The following is a 20,640-nucleotide window of genomic DNA, read 5'->3' on the forward strand; positions in this document are numbered from 1 at the left end:
TTTTTTTGTGATTTCTTCTTATTCTTTCTGATTTTTATCCGAATATCTTCATCTGCTTCAGAAGCTTCTCCCGCTTCTTCGCACTCTTTATAATCTCACCGGTCTCGCCCCGGTCCAGCCTTCTGTTGTTTTTCAAAAACACAGCTATGGTCATTCCCCACAGGAAAGGCCAGGCAGGAATCCACCTGCATGCCCGGGGAAAACGGAATTTCATGGCATGGTGTACCGCTCTTACACAGGAAACCAGAACAGAAGAGCCGTTCTGGAAGATCATCATGCGGGACTTCTCCCCTTTGCCGAACTCTCCCCCGTATATAATATCCGTATAGAGCATATCTGTACTTTCCCTATACGTTCTTCCGTCAATGCCGCCCAGCCACTCCACATAACTTTTGTCCAGCCCCATATGATCAATACAGATCTGTGTGACCGTCCAGGCAAAGCCCTCCAGACCGGTTCTGTGCAGGTAAGAGAGGAACTTCTCCGCCGGAACCCCGCTGCCCTTCTCTTTCCAGAACACACTCCAGTCACAGAGCAGCCGGAGTCCGAACCCCTCGTGGACGAAATGCTGCAGCATGTGGAGAAGCAGCTGAAAGGCAAACTCTGCGGGCGGGAGCACCGGCACCATAACCCCCGACACGCGGCAGGTATCCGGCGCATAGGGAAGTCCGCCATAGATCTCCGTGACTGCCCGCTCGGCATCCCGGTCAGAGATTTCCTCACAGGGACGCCAGTGGAGCTCCAGAAGGCAGCTGCGCTCCCCGATCTGCTTTGTATATCCGCTGTGGAAATCCGCAAAGCCTCTCTCATACATGAACCCCCGCTGCCTGAGGATTCTGTCTGCCCGCTCAAAATCTTTCCGGTCCGGGACATAGACATCCGCATCTGCCAGTTTCCGCATCTCCTCCCTGGGATACATGGCATTCAGTGCAATCCCCTTAAGGACATAACACGGAATCGATTCTGCCGCCAGCAGATCCGTAACATATGTAGTGAAGGAAAGCATATAATAATACTGATACGCCAGATTTTCCTCTGCCTGGCGGAACCGTTCCGCAGCGTTCTCCGGAATCTTGATATCCGGAAAGTGCCGCAGGCCTTCCCCCACAATGCCCCATATCTGATGAAGATCTGCGTAATGCCAGAGTTCCTCCCAGTCCTCCTGATTCATCCCGGAAAGAACTCCGCCTGTCTTCCGGCTGTCATATCGATTCCCCAGGCCGGCGGTAATAAGAGAATCCAGTATGTAGCCAGTCTGCATCTGCTACTCCCTCCAAACTGTATATTATCTGCATTATTATACAATATCAGGCTGCTATATACAAGATATCCGCACACTTTACACCCGAACCGCTAAATATTGACAAAACGCTGACAACTCTATCTGGTCTGCAGGAATTGTGCCTCTTTCTGCGCGTTCTCATCATCCGGGTAATCTGCCAGATATTCCGTGATCTTCTGCTTTGCGCTCTCCCAGTCCGCCTGCTGCTCACAGCAGACAATCTCATTGTAGCGCATCTCCCGGATCATCTCCGCACCGTCTGCATCCTCTGCAGACACCGTATCCGTCAGTTCCAGTCCTGCCTGGATATACTCCAACGCCGTCCCGTAATCCCCGGTCTGCATGGCGCATACCCCCGCCATATTGCAGATCTGGGGCGTCTTTTCGGCCCCGCTGTCAAAGGCGTTCCGGAAAGCTTCCAGGGCTGCGGCATAATCCCCGGTCTCATAGTACGCCATCCCCATTCCCTGGTAGCCGTCCGCCATCTCGGACTTATTGCCGCTTTCCACAGCCTCCCGGAACCGGGAGAGAGCACCCGCATAGTCTTCCTCACGGAGCGCTTCCACTCCCCGGGATGCCGCATCCGCACAGCCCGTCATCAGAAATACTGCTGCCAGTGCTGCTGTCACTATCTTTACTGTCCTGTTCTTCATTCTCTATACTCCTCCTGATCTTACTCCGGATACTTTGTGATCCAGAACGAATTCAGAATATTAATCAGCATAACAACCATATCGGCAAGAATGGCGTTCTGCATGGTGATATATCCGAGAAATGCCAGAATCACCATAACCACTTTCATCCCCACCGCGAAAATCATGTTCTGCCTTACCGAGCGCATCACAGCCCCGGATATCCGGACCGCATTGATGATCCGGGAAGGCTCGTCCTCCATCAAAATAATATCGGCTGCCTCCAGAGCCGCATCGGATCCCAGGCCGCCCATGGCGATCCCTACATCCGCCAGCACCAGAACCGGAGCGTCGTTGATCCCGTCGCCCACATAGACAAGTTTCTCACCCTCTGTCTCACTCTCCATGAAGCTTCTGACCTGCTCCACCTTATCCTCGGGCATCATCTCCGCAAACACACTGCTGATTCCCAGTTCCGCCGCCACGCTCTCCGCAATCCGGTCATTGTCGCCGGTCATCATCACCGCTGCCAGCTCCTTTTTATTCAGCCAGCGGATCAGCTTTTTCGCCCCGGGCCTTATGATATCCGAGAGAATGATGCATCCTGCATATTCGCCGTCCACGATCACATACACCGCTGTTCCCGGCTCATCTGCCGGCACATACCGGAAGTTCTTCCGTTCCATCATTCTCTCATTGCCCACATAAACCGTGCATTCATCCACTACCGCCCGCAGTCCGCAGCCCGGATATATTTTCACACAGCTTACGCGGTCCGGGTCGATGGGCTCTCTGCAGGCGCTGCAGAGCGACTGTCCGATGGGATGTTCCGAATAGCACTCGGCCGCTGCTGCCAACTCAAGCAGCCGTTCCTCCGGCATTCCCTCAGAGAGTATCTTCCTCACCCGGAATCCGCCTTCCGTAAGCGTTCCCGTCTTGTCAAACACAAAGGTATCCGCCTTTGTCAGCGCCTCCATACACGCCCCGCTCCGGACCAGAACGCCCTGTCCGGACGCAGCGCTGATCCCGCCCAGAAAGGCAAGGGGCAGGGACACCATCAGCCCGCACGGGCATGCCGCCACCAGAATAATCAGCGCCCGGTATATCCACGTGGACTCATCCCCGCCCAAAAGCAGAGGCGGCAGGAGCACGGTAAGCACTGCAGCCAGGATGGCCGCCGGAGTGTAGAACCGGGTAAAACGGTCCGCAAAGGCGAGCGCTCCTGTCTTCTTCCCGTTTGCCTCCTCCACGATCCGCATGATCCGGGAGGCGGTGGAATCCTGATAAAGTTTCTGTACTTTCGCCTCCAGCACGCTGGTCAGATTGACGCTTCCGCTGTAAAGCCTGTCCCCCACTGCAACCGGCTTCGGATCCGACTCGCCGGTGAGCGCCTTCATATCAATCATGCTGCTTCCCTCTGTGACAACCGCATCCACCGGAATCTTTTCCCCCGGTCTGAGCAGAATCGTCTGCCCTTTCTTCAGCTCCCGGGTCAGCACCGTGCGCTCGCCGCCCTCCTCTTTCAGGATGGCAGACTCCGGACGGATATCAAGAAGGTCTGCGACAGATCTCCGGGTTCGGCTTAAGGAGATCACCTCCACCAGTTTTCCCACCTGATAGAAAAGCATGGCGCCTGCAGCTTCCCGGCTTCTCCCCACACAGAACGCCCCTGTTGTGGCGAGAATCATGAGCAGATTCTCATCCAGGAAACGGAATCCCGGCACTTTTTTCAACTGTTCCCAGTAAGTGGACGCCGCCATTACCGCATATGCCAGGATGAACCCCCACAGCGCATGTCTTTCTTCCAGAATCCCATAGGAAGCCATTGCCCAGACACCGGCATAAATCAACGCCCCCGCTCCGACTTCGACTGCTTTGTACTTCACTTCTTTTGTCATATCTTTTTCCCAAAACAGGAACGCCGCGAATGCTGCCGCATCCCTGCCCCCTCGTTTTTGTACTCTCTCATGATACCATACCCGTTTTTGTTTGTCGAGCCGCAGAAGACGCGGAAAAAGCCGGATCAGGAAGTTTTCTTCCTGTCCGGCTCCTCTTCTCTGCTATTCAGTTTTCACTCAAATGAAATCTTTTCTGCTCTGTCCTGGTCCCTACGACATGGTCGAGAACGTCATCCATAAACTCTCTGTTGGCGTCATGCACGATGCACTCCTGAATCGCTTCGTTCAGCGACAGCATCTTCTCATCCAGCTCTGATACCATCTTCGCACATTCCCGCAGATCCCTGCTTATGTAGTCCGGGGCATTCCCCTCGAATTTGTAATAAATCTTATGCTCCAGACTGGCCCAGAAATCCATGGCAATCGTGCGGATCTGGATCTCCACTTTTGTGTCCACAACACTGTCCGACAGGAAAATCGGCACGGACACGAGCATATGGTAGCTCTTATACCCGCTCTCCTTGGGATATCTGATATAATCCTTGATGGAGAGCACCTTTAAGTCACTCTGGTTGCCTATCATTTCTGCCAATCGATAAATGTCTGACGTAAAAGAACAGATAAGGCGTACCCCCGCGATGTCGTTCACATACCGCACCATATTCTCAATCGAAGTCTCGTAGCCGTAGCGCTTCAGTTTTTTCACGATGCTTTCCGGCGTCTTGATCCTGGTCTTGATATGCTCAATCGGGTTGTACTGATGCACATGCTGGAACTCATCGTTTAAGATCTCCAGCTTTGTCCCAACTTCCTTGAGTGCTGCATTGTAAAGAAATATAACTGTCTTCCAGCTGTCGACGTCCTCGTAGCTCTTTAACGCAGCCTCAACCTGTTGCTCACCTTTCATCACGGACATCCCCCATTGGTTGTTTTGTTCGTGACAATTATACCATATTTTGTACCTGTTGTCACAGAGTTTACTCTATTTTTATAAACTCTAAAGTTCCAGCTTCATATCCCCCGGATGGATCCAGCGCTTCTTCCGCATAAATTCGGATATAAGCAGGGTGATCACCGCCGGAAGCACGAACTGGATCAGGACGATCTTGAGCATGACAATCGCCTGTGCTTCTGTCTGCGTCATAACCTGCCAGGTCATCAGCGGCCCCACAAGCCCGGCTGTCCCCATTCCGGACCCGGTGGCATTGTTGGTCATATGGAACAGCATGGTGCTGACCGGCCCCAGTATGGCGCTGGAGAGAATCGGCGGGATCCAGATCTGGGGATGCCGCACAATGTTCGGCACCTGCAGCATGGATGTCCCCAGTCCCTGGGAGAGCAGACCGCCGATCTTATTCTCCCGGTAGCTGGCCACCGCAAAACCGATCATGTTGCAGCAGCATCCCACCGTGGCAGCCCCCGCCGCAAGCCCGGAAAGGTTGAGAATAACTCCCAGGGCCGCGGAACTGATGGGCAGGGTCAGGATCATTCCCATGAGCACAGAGACCACGATTCCCATGACAAAGGGCTGCTGTTCTGTCCCCCAGTTGATCAGCGAGCCAAGCCAGGACATGAATGTGGAGATCGGCGGTCCCACAAACAGTCCCACCGCCGATCCCAGACCGATGCACACCAGCGGGGTCAGGATAATGTCAAGCCTTGTTTTTCCAGAGATCAGGATGCCGACCTCGATGGCTATGTACGCTGCCACAAAAGCTCCCAGAGGCTCCCCCGGTCCGCTTAAGACAACCGCACCGCCTGAGAGAATCGCTCCGGAGCGGATATTTCCGGCAAACGCGCCGATCATTCCCACCACCCCGGCCGATGCGATCACCAGGTGCGGCGCATCCAGCTTCCTCGCAGTCGCCACACCGATTCCCGCGCCGGTGAGAGATGCCGCGACTTTTCCCAGGAGATATATGAGGTTCCCGATGTCTCCTCCCGCGAAAAGTCCGATCTGCTGTATGATTGTGCCAATGATCAGCGTGGCGAACAGCCCCTGCGCCATTCCGCTCAAACCGTCAATAAATATTCTCTTCATCTGTCTCCCCTTCCCGTCAGTTCCTCGAAAGTACGCTCCAGCTTCCTTCGCTGTCCGAAAGCCCCGCAAAGCAGTCCACAGCCTCGTTTTTTTCATCAAAAAGCGCCGGCATATGCTGCGTCTCTTCCATATTATAATCTGTCAAAAGCCAACTCGCGATATTGACATTGTCCTTTCTCCCCGCCACGCGGTCCGGAGCCATAATCCCGAACATCTGCTCCAGGAAGTCCACTTCCACCTTGTTTTCCTCACTGTACAGGAGAAGATTCCTGTACAGCCAGAGGTAAACGCCCCGGCAGACCTCTCCTTCCACATCCACATAGACGGTCTGAAACCTCTCGTCAAATCCGTATTTTTCGATGGCTGCAAGAACCGCGCGTCCGTAAGGCTCGCCTTCCAGATACTTTCTCACCATCTCCATGTCGCTGACTGTACATTCTCTTATCATTTCCGGTTCCTCCTGCTTATCCTGTGATCTTTTTTCCTCTGCACGTCAGTATACGGATTTTTCTTTTTTCTGTCAAGAAGCTCCCCGTGACTTTTCCCGTCTTTCATGGTATAGTGATATACTGTGAAACAGAAGTTTATTTCGAAAGGAGTTTTTACATGTTCCGTTTATGGGCGAAAGAATTTAAAGATAACCGGATGCTTCGGGACACCGTCATCTGCGATGAGACGGAAGATACACGCACTCACAAAATATTCAACGCTCTCGATGCCGTCTGCTATGAATTCGATCTGAGCAAGCCGATCTGGCTTGACTCCACCATTGCAGAATTCAAGCGCCACGCAAAAGCGCGTTTTTATCAGGATAATTTTGTAGATTCCATCGATTTTGACTACCTGGAAATTCAGATAATCGAAGAATAGGCGCGGCTTTTTTACAGCCGCGCCCGTTTTTTCGTCAGTGATCTTTTCCTGTCCTTCTCCGCTCTCTACTCGCTTCGTATCGCTGCCAGAGGGCTCAGCTTCATAGCCCTTACCGCCGGGAAGAAGCCGGCCGCCATTCCTACAAGTACGGCGAATCCCATGGAGAGAAGCATCAGCCACACAGGGATATAGGATGTCGTCCCGCCATAGGTCATGCCGCTTCCCGATGTGACAAAATTGATTGCCGCAGAGAGCACCGCGCTTAACACATTTCCGATAACGCCTCCCAGAAATCCGATAAACGCCGCCTCCAGAAGGAACATCTGCCTGATATTGCGCAGGCTGCAGCCGATCACTTTCATCACGCCGATCTCTTTCGTCCGCTCATAGATGGACATCATCATCGTGTTGGCGATACCGATCGCCGCGACAAGAAGGGACACGGCTCCGATTCCGCCGAGGGCAGCCTGGACGGATGCCAGACTGGCTTTCATACTGTTGATATATTCGATATTTGAATATGCATCATATCCCATACTGCGGATCGTATTGCAGAGATCCTCTACATTGTCCATATCATCCGCCCGGACTGCCGCGGACGAATAAACAAATTTGCTGTACGGCTTCCCGCTCTTCGTCGTAGGCTGTCCCGGAATCGCTCTCCCGCGGAACTCCTTCTGAAGAGTCTCTTTCAGGCGGGTGAGATCACAGAACACACTGTAGGAATTGTTGCTGTAGGTATCCGGGCCTCCTGCCAGCACACCGCAGGCGCCGACCACATATTTTTTCGCCGTCTTCGGGCCGGATACGCTGCCGCCCTCTCCTCCCATGGGCTCAGAATACTGGGACTGGTAATAGGTATCCTGATCCAGAATCAGAAAAATCTTGTCCTTTGCCAGGTCAAAATCCGGTTCATTTCCCTCCCAGAATCCTTCTCCGGTATTCCGGTCATAGAAGTTCATAATCACAGCATTTCCATAGAGGAGCTCCAGTTCCGGGCTCTCCGGATCCGGCAGGCTTCCGCCCGGCTCCAACTCCAGTTTCATGTCTGCCAGCGCCTCAGGGGTCATCCCGTAGATATCAAGCCATGCCTCGTAATTTCCTTTCAGCGCAAGCCCCTGCACATTGAGCACCGGCTCTGCGCTCACCACATGTTCCAGACTTCTGAGCTGATCGATCAAATCGTCCGTGACATATGTCTGGGACTCTTCTTCCCCGCTCCCGGACGCACTGTCATAGTAGTACATGCTGCCTTCCCAGCGTCCGCTCACCGTGATACTTGTCGAACCGCCGCTCTGCTCCACTTCCTCGTACATGGACTGCTGCAGTCCCAGGCCGAGAGAAATCATGACCACGATGGATGCCGTACCGATCACCACGCCGAGCACCGTGAGAAACGTGCGCAGTTTCCGCCGTTTCAGGCTACTCGCGCTCATCCTCAGTAAATCGCTCCACCTCATCCATCAATTCCTCCTCTTCCTCTGCCATCCTCTTCTTCTTTCTGCGCTTTACCACAACCACAACAGCGATCACAACCAGCACGATGACCGCTGCAAGGGCTGCAAGGATCCCCGGAAGCGGGCTGCTCTGAGTCTCCTCAGGGAACTCCTCATACATCCCCACATCCGTGATCTCCTCCATCGGACTGACCATCACCGTAAAGGGCTGTTCAACCGTAGTCACATTGCCCGCATCATCTTCATAGGAAAGCACCAGCTTACAGTTCGAGTCATCATAGGACTCGGCTACTGCGCTCACGATTGCATCCACGGTTCCGGTTGCGCCGGAGTCCAGATTGCCCACGAACTGTTCCTGTCCCTGAATCGCCTCGCTCTCGAAACGGACTTTCACGTTATACATCTTCACCTGACCCAGGTTGTACAGATTGCAGGTGATATTCGCCTCTTCTCCCACAGATACGCTCTCCGGGTTGACCTGGATCTCGCTGAACTCATATCTTGCCTCCTGCTTCACCGGGATCGCCAGGCTGGACTGTCCGTCGTATTGTACCGCGTTTTTGTCTTCATAGAGCATGCTCATGGTGATGCTGTAAGGCTTCTGTACAAGATCCGCCCTTGCGTTCAGGTCGATGGAGATGTCTTTCGTCCCGTTCGCCGCAATATTTTCCAGATAAACGGAACTGGAACCTGACACCGGAAGAAATGCCGGAGCCTCCGCCGCCGCGTCCGTCCCCGCTGCCGGAGCCTGGAAATCAAAGAGCATGTTGGAGACACCCGTCCGTTTGGACGTATTCTTCAGATGCACGATCAGCTTGAAATTATCTCCCGCCTTAACTTCCGCAGGCTCTGTGCTGAATCCGGTCACAATCACCCTGGGAACAGAAGCACTCTCCGTGTCTCCGCCACCGCCGCCTGAGATTACCGGATCCTCGTTGTATACGCCGCCGGGTTCAAGAACATCACCGCCGGCACTTCCGCCCGTACTCCCCGGATTCGAAGGCTCCTGGGGGGTCTGCGGATCCTGAGGCGTCTGCGGATCCTGGGGCTTGTCTGTGCTGTCCCCGTCGTCCGGCTTCTCCTCCGCCTGAGTCTTTACGAAAACATACTTTTCTGTCTCATATATTTTCTGACCGTCGTCATATGTAATCTGAAACATCAGCTGATAGGACTTTCCCGTGACATCACTGCTTACAGTCAGCGGCTCCTTCTCGCTGCCCCACACCGCGGCAGCCTGCTTTCCCGCCTCAATCGTCCCCAGCTCAAGCTCGTAATTCAGCTTGTCCATATCGAAAGGCCATTTGTCCGTGCTTGTCACAACAGGGGTGATCCTTACATTCTGCGCATCTGTATTTCCCTTATTGGATACGTTGATCGTAAGCGTGGTCTTCTCTCCCGCTGCAAACACCGGGGTGTCCTGTCCGTCGCCCACACTGATCGCGATCTGCTGCAGTGTACCGCTCCCGGCCTGCTCGCTGCTCCCGGTCAGAGTATTTCCTGTCAGTTTCGTCTCCGCTGCCGGATTCTTCGCCCACGCTCCTGTTGAAAAAATCATGGAGCACGCAAATGCGGCGCAGAATATTTTTACTCCTGTCTTTTTAATCGGCTTCATGTCTGTCTCCTCCCTCATTCTTTTTCCCGGACTCTTCCGGTCCCGCTTCTTTTTTCCGGTATTCTCCGGCGGCAGGGCGGTTCTCTTCCACCCGGATGATCTTTCCGTCTGATATGTGGAACACCCGGTCCGCATATCCCGCCAGATGATTGTCGTGGGTTACCATCACAAGTGTGCGTTTCTGCTCCCTTACGATCCTCTGCATCAGGTGCATCACATCCTCGGATGTATGGGAATCCAGATTCCCCGTAGGCTCATCCGCAAAGATGATCTTCGGATCCGCCACAAGCGCTCTCGCCACGCCGACTCTCTGCTGCTGTCCTCCTGACATCTGGTTCGGCAGATGCTTCCGGTGCTTTTTCAGATCCACCAGAGCAAGCATCTGTTCCGCCTTCTTCATCCTGCTCTTCAGCGGTTCTCCCTTAAACATCAGGGGCATCGCCACATTCTCCAGGGCATTCATCGTCCCGATCAGGTGAAACGACTGGAAGATGAAACCCACATTCTCCCGGCGGAACTTCACAAGCTCATCCTCGTTCATTTTCTCAATATGCCTGCCGGCGACAACCACTTCGCCCCGGGTCGGTTTCTCCAGACCTGCCAGCATATTCAGGAGCGTGGACTTCCCGGATCCGGACGTACCCACGATCGCACAGAACTCTCCTTCAAAGATATCGAAGCTCACCCCGTCCAGGGCGTGGACAACCGAATCTCCGACGCGGTAGAGTTTGTACAGATTTTTTACACTGATTACACGCTTCACGTTCTCCTCCTCATTTTTGCCATATAGTAAAATTTTAACAAAGATATACGGGATTTTCCTTAGATAATTATGAAGATTTTCTTAAGATTGTGAATACAGAATTTTCTGTCCGAAAAAAGATATATTTCCTCACAAAAAAAGTCCCGTAAATACGGGACTTTTCGAGAGCAGATGACGGGAATCGAACCCGCCTCGCCAGCTTGGGAAGCTGGAGTTCTACCGATGAACTACATCTGCATCGGAACGAGATTAATTATACCTCTGTTCCCTTGAAATTGCAAGAACTTTTTACGCACTCCTGCCGTCTTTTTCAGTGTCTTTTCTCACTCGATCTGCCAGTCTATGGGCTCGATTCCATGCGCTTCCAGAAAAGCATTCGTCTTGCTGAACGGCCTGCTGCCGAAGAACCCGCGGAAAGCGGAGAGCGGGCTCGGATGGGGCGCTGTCAGAATCAGATGTTTCGGATTGTTCAGCATCGCTTTTTTCCGCTGCGCCGGCGCTCCCCACAGGATGAAAACGATGGGACGGTCCTGGCTGTTCAGCGCCATAATCGCCGCATCGGTAAACTCTTCCCAGCCGATCCCCCGGTGGGAGTTCGCCTGATGGGCCCGCACGGTCAGCACCGTGTTGAGCATGAGCACTCCCTGTTCCGCCCATTTTGTCAGGCAGCCGTGGTTCGGAATCGTACAGCCCAGATCGTCATGAAGCTCCTGATAGATGTTCACCAGAGACGGAGGGATCTCCACCCCCTTCTGCACGGAAAAGCACAGACCGTGTGCCTGCCCGTTGTTGTGGTAGGGATCCTGCCCCAGGATAACCACTTTCACATCTTTCAGGGGCGTCAGATGAAATGCATTGAAGATATCTGACGCGGGCGGAAAGATCAGCCTTGTCTTATATTCGTGGTTTACCGTCTCAAACAGTTTCTTATAATATGGTTTGGAAAATTCCCCTTTTAACGCTTCATACCAGTCGCCGTTTAATCCTGCCATATCCGTCTCCTTATCGTCCGTAATATTTTCTGATTTTCCGCCGGTTTTACAGCTTTCACAGTCTCACCGGCACACCTTCCTGCCGGAGATACTCCTTCACTTCCCGGATCTCAAGCTCCTTATAGTGGAAGAGGGAAGCCGCAAGCGCCGCGTCCGCCCCGCCCACAGTCAGTGCTTCTTTGAAGTGTTCCTTTGTCCCCGCGCCGCCGGAAGCGATCACCGGAATGGACACACTGTCGGCAACAGCACGGGTCAGTTCCAGGTCGTACCCCGCTTTTGTGCCGTCGCAGTCCATACTTGTGAGAAGGATCTCCCCGGCTCCCAGGGATTCTGCTTTCTTCGCCCACTCTACCGCATCGATACCAACATCGATCCTGCCGCCGTTTTTATAAATATTCCATCCGCTGCCGTCTGCCCGGCGTTTTGCGTCAATCGCCACCACCACGCACTGGCTTCCGAACTTGTCCGCCGCATCACGGATGAGGGAAGGGGTATTGATGGCGGACGAATTGATGGAAACCTTATCCGCACCCTCCCGGAGTATGGCGCGGAAATCATCCACCGTGCGGATTCCGCCGCCGACGGTAAACGGGATAAACACGCACTCCGCCACTTTCCGCACCATATCGACCACGGTTGCACGGGCATCGGAAGATGCCGTGATATCAAGAAACACCAGTTCATCCGCACCCGCTTTATCATAGGCTTTTGCGATCTCTACCGGATCTCCGGCATCTTTGAGATCCACAAAATTTACGCCTTTAACAACTCTGCCTGCATTTACGTCCAGGCAGGGAATAATCCTCTTTGTGAACATATCCATTCCTCCTGTTTCCCGCTGTCCGTCCTTTTCCGGAACAGCATCTCACATTACAGCTCCACGAAATTTCTGAGAATACGCAGTCCTGCCCCGCTGCTCTTCTCCGGGTGGAACTGGCATGCGAATATATTGTCTTTCTCAACAGATGCATGGATATGCGTGCCGTATTCCGTGGACGCCTTCACGATCGTTTCGTCTGCAGCCTTCAGATAATAGGAGTGGACAAAATAGACATACTCCCCTTCCTCAATTCCCCGAAAGAGCCGCCCGTTATTTTCAAGGTGAAGAGAATTCCACCCCATATGGGGGATCTTCAGCCCCGGCTGATCCGGGATCTTAAGAATCTCACCTTTCAGGATTCCAAGCCCCTCCACACCGGGCGCCTCATCGCTTCTCTCAAAGAGAAGCTGAAGCCCCAGGCAGATTCCCAGGAAAGGCGTGCCTTTGTCCGCCACCTGGCGTATGGTTTCGTCAAGCCCGGTCCTCTTCAGATTCGCCATGGCATCGCCAAAGGCCCCCACGCCGGGGAGCACGACTTTGTCTGCCTGCAGGATCTCCTCCGCCCTGCCGGTAATGACAACCTCCTGACCGAGCAGAAGGAGCGCCTTCTCCACACTTTTGATATTTCCTGCATCATAATCGATCACTGCTATCATGCTATCATCCTCTCACAGCCATGTTTTATCTTTTTTATTTTTTATCTTTTTTTACCTTTTCCGTTCTTTTTCCCGCCCACTCCGGTCTCAATTACCGGTATCGGTGTGTCATCCACAGCGTCAAGGTTGTTCACGTATTTCTTTGTCTCCTTCACAATCACCGGAGACAGAAGCAGCACGGCGATCAGGTTCGGAATCGCCATCAGCGCATTCAGGATATCCGCGATCAGCCATACAAGATCAAGGGCAATCACCGGCGCGATCAAAGCTACTATTATGTAAAGAACACGGTACGGGATCAGCCCGATCTTTCCGGAGAAGTATTCCACGCACCGCTCTCCGTAATACGCCCATCCGAGAATCGTGGAGTAGGCAAAGGTAATGATGCCGACCACAAGAATGAATGGTCCGATATACGGAATCTGGGAAAATGCCATCGTCGTCAGCTGTCCGCCGTCCACAATACCGCCGGAAGCAAGTTCCGGTGTCTTCATCATGGTGGAAACAAGCACCAGTCCGGTCATCAGACACACTACAACGGTATCCCAGAATGTTCCTGTGGAGGACACAAGCGCCTGTCTCACCGGATTTTTCGTTCTCGCCGCCGCTGCCGCGATAGGCGCGGAACCCATACCGGATTCATTGGAAAAGAGACCTCTTGCGACACCGTACTGGATGGCATAGCGCAGACCGCCGCCCACAAGACCTCCGACAACCGCTCCCTGATCCGCAAATGCCAGCCTGCAGATCGTAGTGATCGCCGGAATCACGAAATCATGGTTGATCCCCAGAATAACAAGGCAGCCGATCACATAGAACAGCGCCATAAACGGGACCAGTTTCTCACACACACTTGCAATGCTTCTGATTCCCCCGAAAATGACAAACGCCGTGAGCACAGCGATGATAATGCCTACAGCTACCGGAGGGACTCCAAGGTTGCTGCTGCAGACCTCGGCAATCGCGTTCACCTGCGTCGCGCAGCCGATTCCGAAAGAAGCGAATCCGGCAAACACCGCAAAGATCATGCCGAGCCATTTCATGTGAAGTCCGCGGTCCAGAGCATACATGGCACCGCCCTGCATACGTCCGTCCGGAGTCTTCACCCGGTATTTGACTGCGATCAGCGACTCCGCATACTTCGTGGCAATCCCGAATACGCCCGTAAGCCAGCACCACAGCACCGCTCCCGGTCCTCCCAGGGCGATCGCCGTTCCCACACCGATAATATTACCGGTTCCGATCGTAGACGCCAGAGCCGTGGCAAGCGCTCCGAACTGGCTGACCTCACCGTCTGCACTCTCCTCTTTCGACACAGACAGCGGGATCCCTTTTGTAATCGTCTTTCTCTGGATAAATCCTGTCCGTATTGTCAGGAACACATGCGTTCCCAGCAGAAGCAGAATCATGCCCCAGCCCCAGACGACATCATCTACAGACTGCACAAAATCATAGATCTTCTCATACATCGGCTTTATTCCTCCTGTTCTCTCATCCGATCATTGACTGCCAATAACAGATAAGGCATACGGAATACCACTGGTCTCAGCCGGCATGCCGTATGCCCGTTATGTCAAATGTCAACGTCAATATTTTACATCATTTTTCCTGTATTGTAAAGGAAATGTTTTTACAAATTACTGCGTTGATACGTTTTCAATGCGCTGTGATAAAGTATCCTCCGTTCCGCCGTCTGTCTCCGTTCCGTCCCCCGGTCCGTCATACTCCTCCTCTGCCCTGGCGTCCAGCTCGAACCAGAACCCCACGCCGTTGTCGAAGTTATTCACCCCGTATTTCTGATGGAAGGACTCCATAATCGCCTTGACGATGGAAAGCCCGATTCCGTTTCCGCCGTATTCTCTTGTATGCGCCTTGTCAACTTTATAGAACTTATCCCACAGCTTCGGCACATCTTCCTCCGGTATCGGTTTGCCGCTGTTGAATACCGTCACGCGGGCTTTTCCATCTGTCCGGATGATTCTCACTTCGATCCGCTTCTCGTTTTCCACATGGTGGATGGCATTGGTGAGATAGTTGCGGACCACCTGTTCCGTCTTAAACTCATCCGCCCACACATAGATCGGACCGTCTACGACAAAGTCCACTGCCGCTCCCGCCTGCTGGATGAGTATCTCGCAGCTTGAGATGACTCCCTGCACAAGCCCGGTGATGTCGAACCGCTCAAACTGCACCTCGTCGGAACCGAACTCCAACTGGTTGAGGGTAAGCAGATTCTTCACCATCATGTTCATCTTGGACGCCTCATCCATAATAACGTCGCAGTAGAATTCCCGGCTCTCCGGATCGTCGTTAACCCCTTCTTTCAGACCTTCCGCATATCCCTGGATCAGTGCGATAGGCGTCTTGAGCTCATGGGAGACATTTCCCAGGAACTCATTTCTCATATCCTCGATCTTCTCCTTCTGTTCCAGGTCCTTCTGCAGCTGGTTGTTGGCACTTTTCAGCTCTGATATGGTCTGCTCAAGCTGCCGTGACATGCGATTGAAATTTTCCCCCAGGATGCCGATCTCATCGTTGCCGCCGCTTGTATATTTGGCATCAAAATTCAGGTTCGCCATATTTTCCGAGAGCTGCGCCAGCTCCAGAAGCGGCTTTGTAATCTTTCTGGAGAAAAGCCAGATAAGCACCGCACCCAGCACAACTCCGATGACGCCCAGATATATCAGGAACTGGTTGGCAAGAGCCGCACTCTCCCGGATACTCGCAAGAGGACTCCTCATGGTAAAGAAGGAGCCGTCATCGAAAAAGCCGGACATTTCCAGATAATCCGTGTTATTCTGGGGATCTGTGATCTTGCCGAGACGGTATCCGTTGTCATAGTTGTTCGTGACAGCGAAGAAATTCCTCACCATCTGGAAATACAGAAAGCTCCGCTCCTCATTTTCCGTGATAAATGTAACCTGGATATTCCCGCTGCTGTCCACGTTCATCGCACACAGGTCGATATTGCCCCGCTCTGTCTGTCTGCGGATCTGGTTCTGCATATCCGTGCTGTCAAAACTGTCATTCGCCAGCATCCGGTTGATCCGGTCGTAAGTGCTGATCAGTTCCTTCTCTTTGTGGGAAACATAATAGTCCTCCAGAAAATTGGAGTTGGCAACAAAAAGAGAACCAAGGATAAAGACAAGTACGCCGACAAAAATGACCGTCATCTGCCTTCGGATTGAATACTTCATTTAGTCCACCTCGAATTTGTAGCCCATCCCCCAGATGGTCTTGATATATTCCCCTTTATCTCCCAGTTTGCTTCTGAGCTTTTTCACATGGGTATCGATCGTTCTGGCGTCCCCGAAGTAATCATAGTTCCACACATTATTCAGAATCTTTTCCCTGGACAGGGCAATCCCCTGATTCTCCACAAAATAGGCCAGAAGCTCAAATTCCTTGTAACTGAGTTCTACCGGCTTCCCGTCAATCTTCACGATGTGGGCCGCCTTGTCGATCACAATGCCGCCCGCCTCCAGCGTATCGCCCCCTGCGCTTCCCATGGTCCTTCTCAGGATCGCGTTGACCCTTGCCACAAGAATCTTCGGGCTGAACGGCTTGGAAATATACTCATCCACGCCCAGTTCAAACCCCTGCAGCTCGTCCCGCTCCTCTGCGCGCGCGGTAAGCATGATAATCGGAATTTTCGAGGACTCCCGGATCTCCCGGCACACCTGCCATCCGTCCATCTTCGGCATCATCACATCCAGAATGACCAGCGACAGGTCCTTTTCCTCATAGAAAATATCCATCGCCTCCATCCCGTCTCCGGCCTCCAGCACCGTGTAGCCCTCCCGCACAAGGAAGTCCTTCACAAGCTTGCGCATCCTGCTCTCATCATCGACAACAAGTATCTTTGCTTTTTCCATAGTGTTCTTCTCCTCGCATCTTACTATCCAATATCCTAATATTAGCAGGAAAGTATGTCAATAATGTGTCCGCAGAGATGATTTTTCCCTTGCAAAACAGAGACGTTAATGATAATATACTATCAGTTCATGAGGGAGTAGTTGGCGTATGCTTATACGTGGTAAGTCAACATACTGACTTTCTGAAGTCTGGCTTATCTTAAATAGTGAGACTCATGTACAGTGTCTTTGCTGTACATGTTTTTACCGGCAGGTGCGGCAGGGCACCTGCTTTTTATTTTATTTTTTACAAAGGAGAATTAAAAAATGGGATTACTGGAACTTTTCATTCTTGCCGTGGGGCTCTCCATGGACGCCTTCGCGGTCTCTGTCTGTAAGGGGCTCGCCATGCCAAAGATTTCACTGAAAAAGGCCGGCATTGTAGGGCTGTGGTTCGGAGGTTTCCAGGCGCTGATGCCTGCCATCGGCTATCTGCTGGGCTATCAGTTCCGCGATAAGATCACCGCCATCGACCACTGGATCGCCTTCATCCTGCTCGGGATCATCGGCGCAAACATGATCAAGGAAGCCTGTTCAAAAGACTGCGAGAAGGAGGACGATTCCCTGGATATCAAAACCATGTTCCTCCTGGCCGTGGCGACAAGCATTGACGCCCTCGCCGTAGGGATCACATTTGCATTCCTGGACGTCCACCTCTTCGCCGCCGTCTCCTTTATCGGCGTGACCACCTTCATCATATCCGCCATCGGAGTAAAGATCGGAAATGTATTCGGCACAAAATACAAATCCAGGGCTGAATTTGCCGGAGGGGTCATCCTGATCATCCTGGGCGTAAAGATTCTTGTCGAACACCTGGGCATCCTGTAAGGCACGGAAATCCCCGGGAACATACGCTCATCCCGCAGGCCAGCGGCATCCTGCAGACGTTCATCACGCAGGCCACGGCATCCCGCGGGTCACGGCATCCCACGGGTCAGTTGACATGTCTCCCGGGCTGTGTTATGATTACGTGAGGTTAAAGAATTTCATATTATTATTTCAAGTCATATGGTTTTCCTGTTTCAGAATTCAAACAGGCATATGGCTTTTTTATATGCAAAATTATATGAATCATCAATAAATAAAAGGAGATCATCTGTCTATGGAAAACAACACCGCACCCGAAAAGAAAAATACATTTATGCAGACAAAACCTGTATTCTCACTGCTTCTGTCCATGTCCTTCCCAATGATGCTGTCCATGCTCATCCAGTCTCTCTACAACATCGTTGACAGCATCTACGTATCCTGGCTCGGAACCGGAGCGCTGACTGCCGTCTCTCTCGCCTATCCGCTCCAGAACGCCATCGTATCTGTGGCTGTGGGCATCGGCGTAGGAATCAGCTCCGCCATCTCCATCCACTTAGGTTCCGGGAACCAGGAGAAGGCAGACCGGGCCGCCACGCTGGGAATGGCACTGACCGTACTGCACTGCGTTCTCTTCATCCTGGCAGGCATCTTTATCACCGGACCTTTTCTCTCCCTGTTCACGGACAACCCGGACGTCTACCGGGATGCCTGCGACTATACATACATTGTGCTCTGCTTTTCCTTCGGCTCTCTGCTGCAGATCTCCTTTGAAAAGATCTTCCAGGGAATCGGGGAAATGAAAATCACCATGTATTTCCTGGCGGCAGGATGTATTATCAACATTATCCTGGACCCGATCATGATCTTCGGGCTTCTGGGCTTCCCCGCACTCGGCGTCACCGGAGCTGCCATCGCCACTGTGCTCGGCCAGATCGGTTCCTTCCTGCTCTACGTCATCGCCTACCTGAGAAGACCGTATGCAGTGAAAATCCATCCGAAGTACCTTGTATTCGACAGGAAGATTATCGCCCAGATCTACCGGGTGGGCATCCCCTCCAGCATCATGATGCTGCTGCCCTCCGTGCTGGTCAGCATATTAAACCGCATCCTGGTAGCGTTCTCCGAAGTCTATGTAGCAGTCCTGGGCGTATATTTCAAGCTTCAGACATTCATCTATATGCCTGCAAACGGGATCGTCCAGGGTATGCGCCCGATCATCGGATACAACTACGGCGCCGGCAAGGCAAAGCGGGTGAAAACCACAATCCGCTACAGTCTTGCCTGTGCGGCCGTACTCATGCTTGCAGGCACATTGCTCGCCCTGCTGATCCCCGGACAGATCCTCTCCCTGTTTGACGCTGACGCCGAACTGATGGAAGCAGGCACGACTGCACTGAGGATCATCAGCCTGGGCTTCCTGGTCTCCTCTATCGGCGTCATCTACTCCGGCACCTTTGAGGCGCTGGGGAGCGGCAGGAACTCACTGATCATCTCTCTTCTGCGCCAGTTTGTAATCACTATTCCGTTAAGCCTCATTCTGGCCAGACTGATCGGTCCTGCAGGAGTATGGATTTCCTTCCCCGCAGGAGAGCTCTGCGCCGCTGTTGCCGCATATTTTCTTCTGAGGCGGTATCAGAAGGGCGCCTTCGCACCGTTTTAGGCGGCCATTGAAAGTCAAAAAAACTGCGGACATAACGCGCCACGCTGGAAACGGCATATCTTTCCGCGCGGTTTATGTCCGCAGTTTTTTCGTTTTTACATGATTTATTTTACCGCACCTTCAAACTCATAGTTTGTAAAGTACTGATGAGCCAGTTCCTCATCCTCCCCGTTTACTATCAGCCGCATCGGCAGCCCAAGCTTTATCGACATCAGTCCCAGAAGAGATTTCCCGTCAATGATAAAATTCCGGTTGGACATATCCGCCACATCAATGTCCGATTTCATCTTCTGACATATTTTACAAAAACTCATCAGCTGCCCTGATGTAACAAACTTGATCTTCTTTTCAACCATTTTTCCAAACCTCCCATTTTTGCACCTTGAGTAGTATAAACCAGGTTTGCAAATTGGGCAAGCTGAAAATTCAATTTTAATCTTTTCTTAACATTCATGGAGAATGGTACAGATTATGACGTCGTCTATGGATATCGCATAGCGGCGAGAAATTATAGGACACCCCTGTAAATTACGGGGGTGTCCCGCTTTTTTGTACTCATTTTAGATTATTTTAGGGCTTGCTCATAGATCAGATTGCACCATTCTGGAAAGTGAGAGAAAAAGGCCATTTAGAAAAATTGGTCTGCCGCACCACTTCTGACGCGGATATTTTCTTTGCACCAATCTTTTAAGGGGGCGGCACGGATAATTACAACTATATCAATTTATAAATCATTGCCTCTGTCTTTCTCTTTCTCTTGCTTTGTTTGTTCACAAAATCGCAACAGTTAACCGTTATCTGCATATATGAACATCATGTGGTTACATCCAAATAAAGTAGGGAAGTTCTCTCAACTTAAGGAGATTATCAAAACGATCTACCCTGCATTCTTTCTTCTGTATCTTCTCATGTATGACAAGATAGTGTCACGATTGTTCAATTTTCCTTATAATTTACACAGATTTTACCGAAAGTAGATAGTCACTCGATATCGCCTATTATATTATTAAAATGGAAAATTATATTGGATTGTATTCTGGCAGCAGAAATAATGAACGCGTTTTCTATGTTTTTCACTTCAAGAGGAGAAGCCAGCCTATGAAGGTAAATGGTATAATGATTAGGCCACTTATAAATGATTTTCTACGCAAAATGGCAAAATTTCGGTATCAGTAAATCAGGATGTAAGTGCAGGAACAAGGATAAGATTTTTTATGGTTAAACCGGCAGCTA

19 protein-coding genes and 1 tRNA gene are annotated in these 20,640 nt (G+C 52.0%); 3 read left to right on the forward strand and 17 right to left on the reverse strand.

Annotated features, from left to right (window positions below):
• Window positions 1–34 precede the first annotated feature (34 nt).
• The 6 genes from B5F07_RS14130 to B5F07_RS14155 form a co-directional block, all read right to left on the reverse strand.
• The gene (locus B5F07_RS14130; protein ID WP_087161922.1) at window positions 35–1,261 is read right to left on the reverse strand and encodes a nucleotidyltransferase domain-containing protein; all 1,227 of its coding nucleotides are present in this window, start codon (window positions 1,259–1,261) and stop codon (window positions 35–37) included.
• Between the two features lie 119 nt (window positions 1,262–1,380).
• Entirely contained in the window at window positions 1,381–1,935 is a 555-nt protein-coding gene (locus B5F07_RS14135; RefSeq protein ID WP_087161923.1) for a tetratricopeptide repeat protein, read from the reverse strand.
• 20 nt (window positions 1,936–1,955) lie between these two features.
• Entirely contained in the window at window positions 1,956–3,812 is a 1,857-nt protein-coding gene (locus tag B5F07_RS14140) for a heavy metal translocating P-type ATPase (protein WP_087161924.1), read from the reverse strand.
• 166 nt (window positions 3,813–3,978) lie between these two features.
• A complete protein-coding gene (locus B5F07_RS14145; RefSeq protein ID WP_087161925.1) occupies window positions 3,979–4,719 on the reverse strand; it encodes a GTP pyrophosphokinase in 741 nt (246 codons plus the stop codon).
• A 90-nt stretch (window positions 4,720–4,809) separates the two neighbouring features.
• Complete coding sequence (locus B5F07_RS14150) at window positions 4,810–5,853, reverse strand: PTS transporter subunit IIC (RefSeq protein WP_087161926.1); 1,044 nt, start codon at window positions 5,851–5,853, stop codon at window positions 4,810–4,812.
• Window positions 5,854–5,869: 16 nt separating this feature from the next.
• Window positions 5,870–6,301: a hypothetical protein gene (locus B5F07_RS14155; protein WP_087161927.1), complete on the reverse strand. Its 432-nt coding sequence runs from the start codon at window positions 6,299–6,301 to the stop codon at window positions 5,870–5,872.
• 158 nt (window positions 6,302–6,459) lie between these two features.
• On the opposite strand from B5F07_RS14155, the gene B5F07_RS14160 reads away from it, so the two are divergent.
• Window positions 6,460–6,723: a hypothetical protein gene (locus B5F07_RS14160; RefSeq protein ID WP_087161928.1), complete on the forward strand. Its 264-nt coding sequence runs from the start codon at window positions 6,460–6,462 to the stop codon at window positions 6,721–6,723.
• 65 nt (window positions 6,724–6,788) lie between these two features.
• Here the strand turns inward: B5F07_RS14160 and B5F07_RS14165 are convergent, their stop codons facing one another.
• The 10 genes from B5F07_RS14165 to B5F07_RS14210 form a co-directional block, all read right to left on the reverse strand.
• The gene (locus B5F07_RS14165) at window positions 6,789–8,183 is read right to left on the reverse strand and encodes an ABC transporter permease (protein ID WP_087161929.1); all 1,395 of its coding nucleotides are present in this window, start codon (window positions 8,181–8,183) and stop codon (window positions 6,789–6,791) included.
• Window positions 8,146–9,792, reverse strand: coding sequence for a COG1361 S-layer family protein (locus B5F07_RS14170; RefSeq protein WP_242972537.1), 1,647 nt, complete (start codon window positions 9,790–9,792; stop codon window positions 8,146–8,148). Before B5F07_RS14170 ends, B5F07_RS14165 begins: the two co-directional genes overlap by 38 nt.
• Window positions 9,779–10,555: an ABC transporter ATP-binding protein gene (locus B5F07_RS14175; RefSeq protein ID WP_087161930.1), complete on the reverse strand. Its 777-nt coding sequence runs from the start codon at window positions 10,553–10,555 to the stop codon at window positions 9,779–9,781. The genes B5F07_RS14170 and B5F07_RS14175 overlap by 14 nt, the downstream gene beginning before the upstream one ends.
• Before the next feature lie 166 nt (window positions 10,556–10,721).
• Window positions 10,722–10,792, reverse strand: a tRNA-Gly gene (locus B5F07_RS14180).
• Between the two features lie 86 nt (window positions 10,793–10,878).
• Window positions 10,879–11,547 (reverse strand): uracil-DNA glycosylase, encoded by a 669-nt coding sequence (gene ung, locus B5F07_RS14185; protein ID WP_087161931.1) that lies wholly within the window; start codon window positions 11,545–11,547, stop codon window positions 10,879–10,881.
• Between the two features lie 55 nt (window positions 11,548–11,602).
• Window positions 11,603–12,364 (reverse strand): imidazole glycerol phosphate synthase subunit HisF, encoded by a 762-nt coding sequence (gene hisF, locus B5F07_RS14190; RefSeq protein ID WP_087161932.1) that lies wholly within the window; start codon window positions 12,362–12,364, stop codon window positions 11,603–11,605.
• A gap of 53 nt (window positions 12,365–12,417) precedes the next feature.
• The gene (gene hisH / locus B5F07_RS14195) at window positions 12,418–13,023 is read right to left on the reverse strand and encodes an imidazole glycerol phosphate synthase subunit HisH (RefSeq protein WP_087161933.1); all 606 of its coding nucleotides are present in this window, start codon (window positions 13,021–13,023) and stop codon (window positions 12,418–12,420) included.
• 41 nt (window positions 13,024–13,064) lie between these two features.
• The gene (locus tag B5F07_RS14200) at window positions 13,065–14,492 is read right to left on the reverse strand and encodes an alanine/glycine:cation symporter family protein (RefSeq protein WP_087161934.1); all 1,428 of its coding nucleotides are present in this window, start codon (window positions 14,490–14,492) and stop codon (window positions 13,065–13,067) included.
• A gap of 168 nt (window positions 14,493–14,660) precedes the next feature.
• Entirely contained in the window at window positions 14,661–16,220 is a 1,560-nt protein-coding gene (locus B5F07_RS14205) for a sensor histidine kinase (RefSeq protein WP_087161935.1), read from the reverse strand.
• Window positions 16,221–16,898: a response regulator transcription factor gene (locus B5F07_RS14210; protein WP_087161936.1), complete on the reverse strand. Its 678-nt coding sequence runs from the start codon at window positions 16,896–16,898 to the stop codon at window positions 16,221–16,223. It lies immediately after the preceding gene.
• A 306-nt stretch (window positions 16,899–17,204) separates the two neighbouring features.
• Between B5F07_RS14210 and B5F07_RS14215 the strand changes: the two genes are divergently transcribed.
• Window positions 17,205–17,765, forward strand: a complete 561-nt coding sequence (locus B5F07_RS14215; protein ID WP_087161937.1) for a manganese efflux pump MntP — start codon at window positions 17,205–17,207, stop codon at window positions 17,763–17,765.
• A 274-nt stretch (window positions 17,766–18,039) separates the two neighbouring features.
• A complete protein-coding gene (locus tag B5F07_RS14220; RefSeq protein ID WP_087161938.1) occupies window positions 18,040–19,407 on the forward strand; it encodes an MATE family efflux transporter in 1,368 nt (455 codons plus the stop codon).
• 104 nt (window positions 19,408–19,511) lie between these two features.
• Here the strand turns inward: B5F07_RS14220 and B5F07_RS14225 are convergent, their stop codons facing one another.
• Window positions 19,512–19,763, reverse strand: coding sequence for an HPr family phosphocarrier protein (locus B5F07_RS14225; protein WP_087161939.1), 252 nt, complete (start codon window positions 19,761–19,763; stop codon window positions 19,512–19,514).
• Between the last annotated feature and the right edge of the window lie 877 nt (window positions 19,764–20,640).

The sequence above is a fragment of the Lachnoclostridium sp. An169 genome (assembly GCF_002160525.1).
In the GTDB taxonomy this organism is placed as follows: Bacteria; Bacillota; Clostridia; order Lachnospirales; family Lachnospiraceae; genus Mediterraneibacter; species Mediterraneibacter cottocaccae.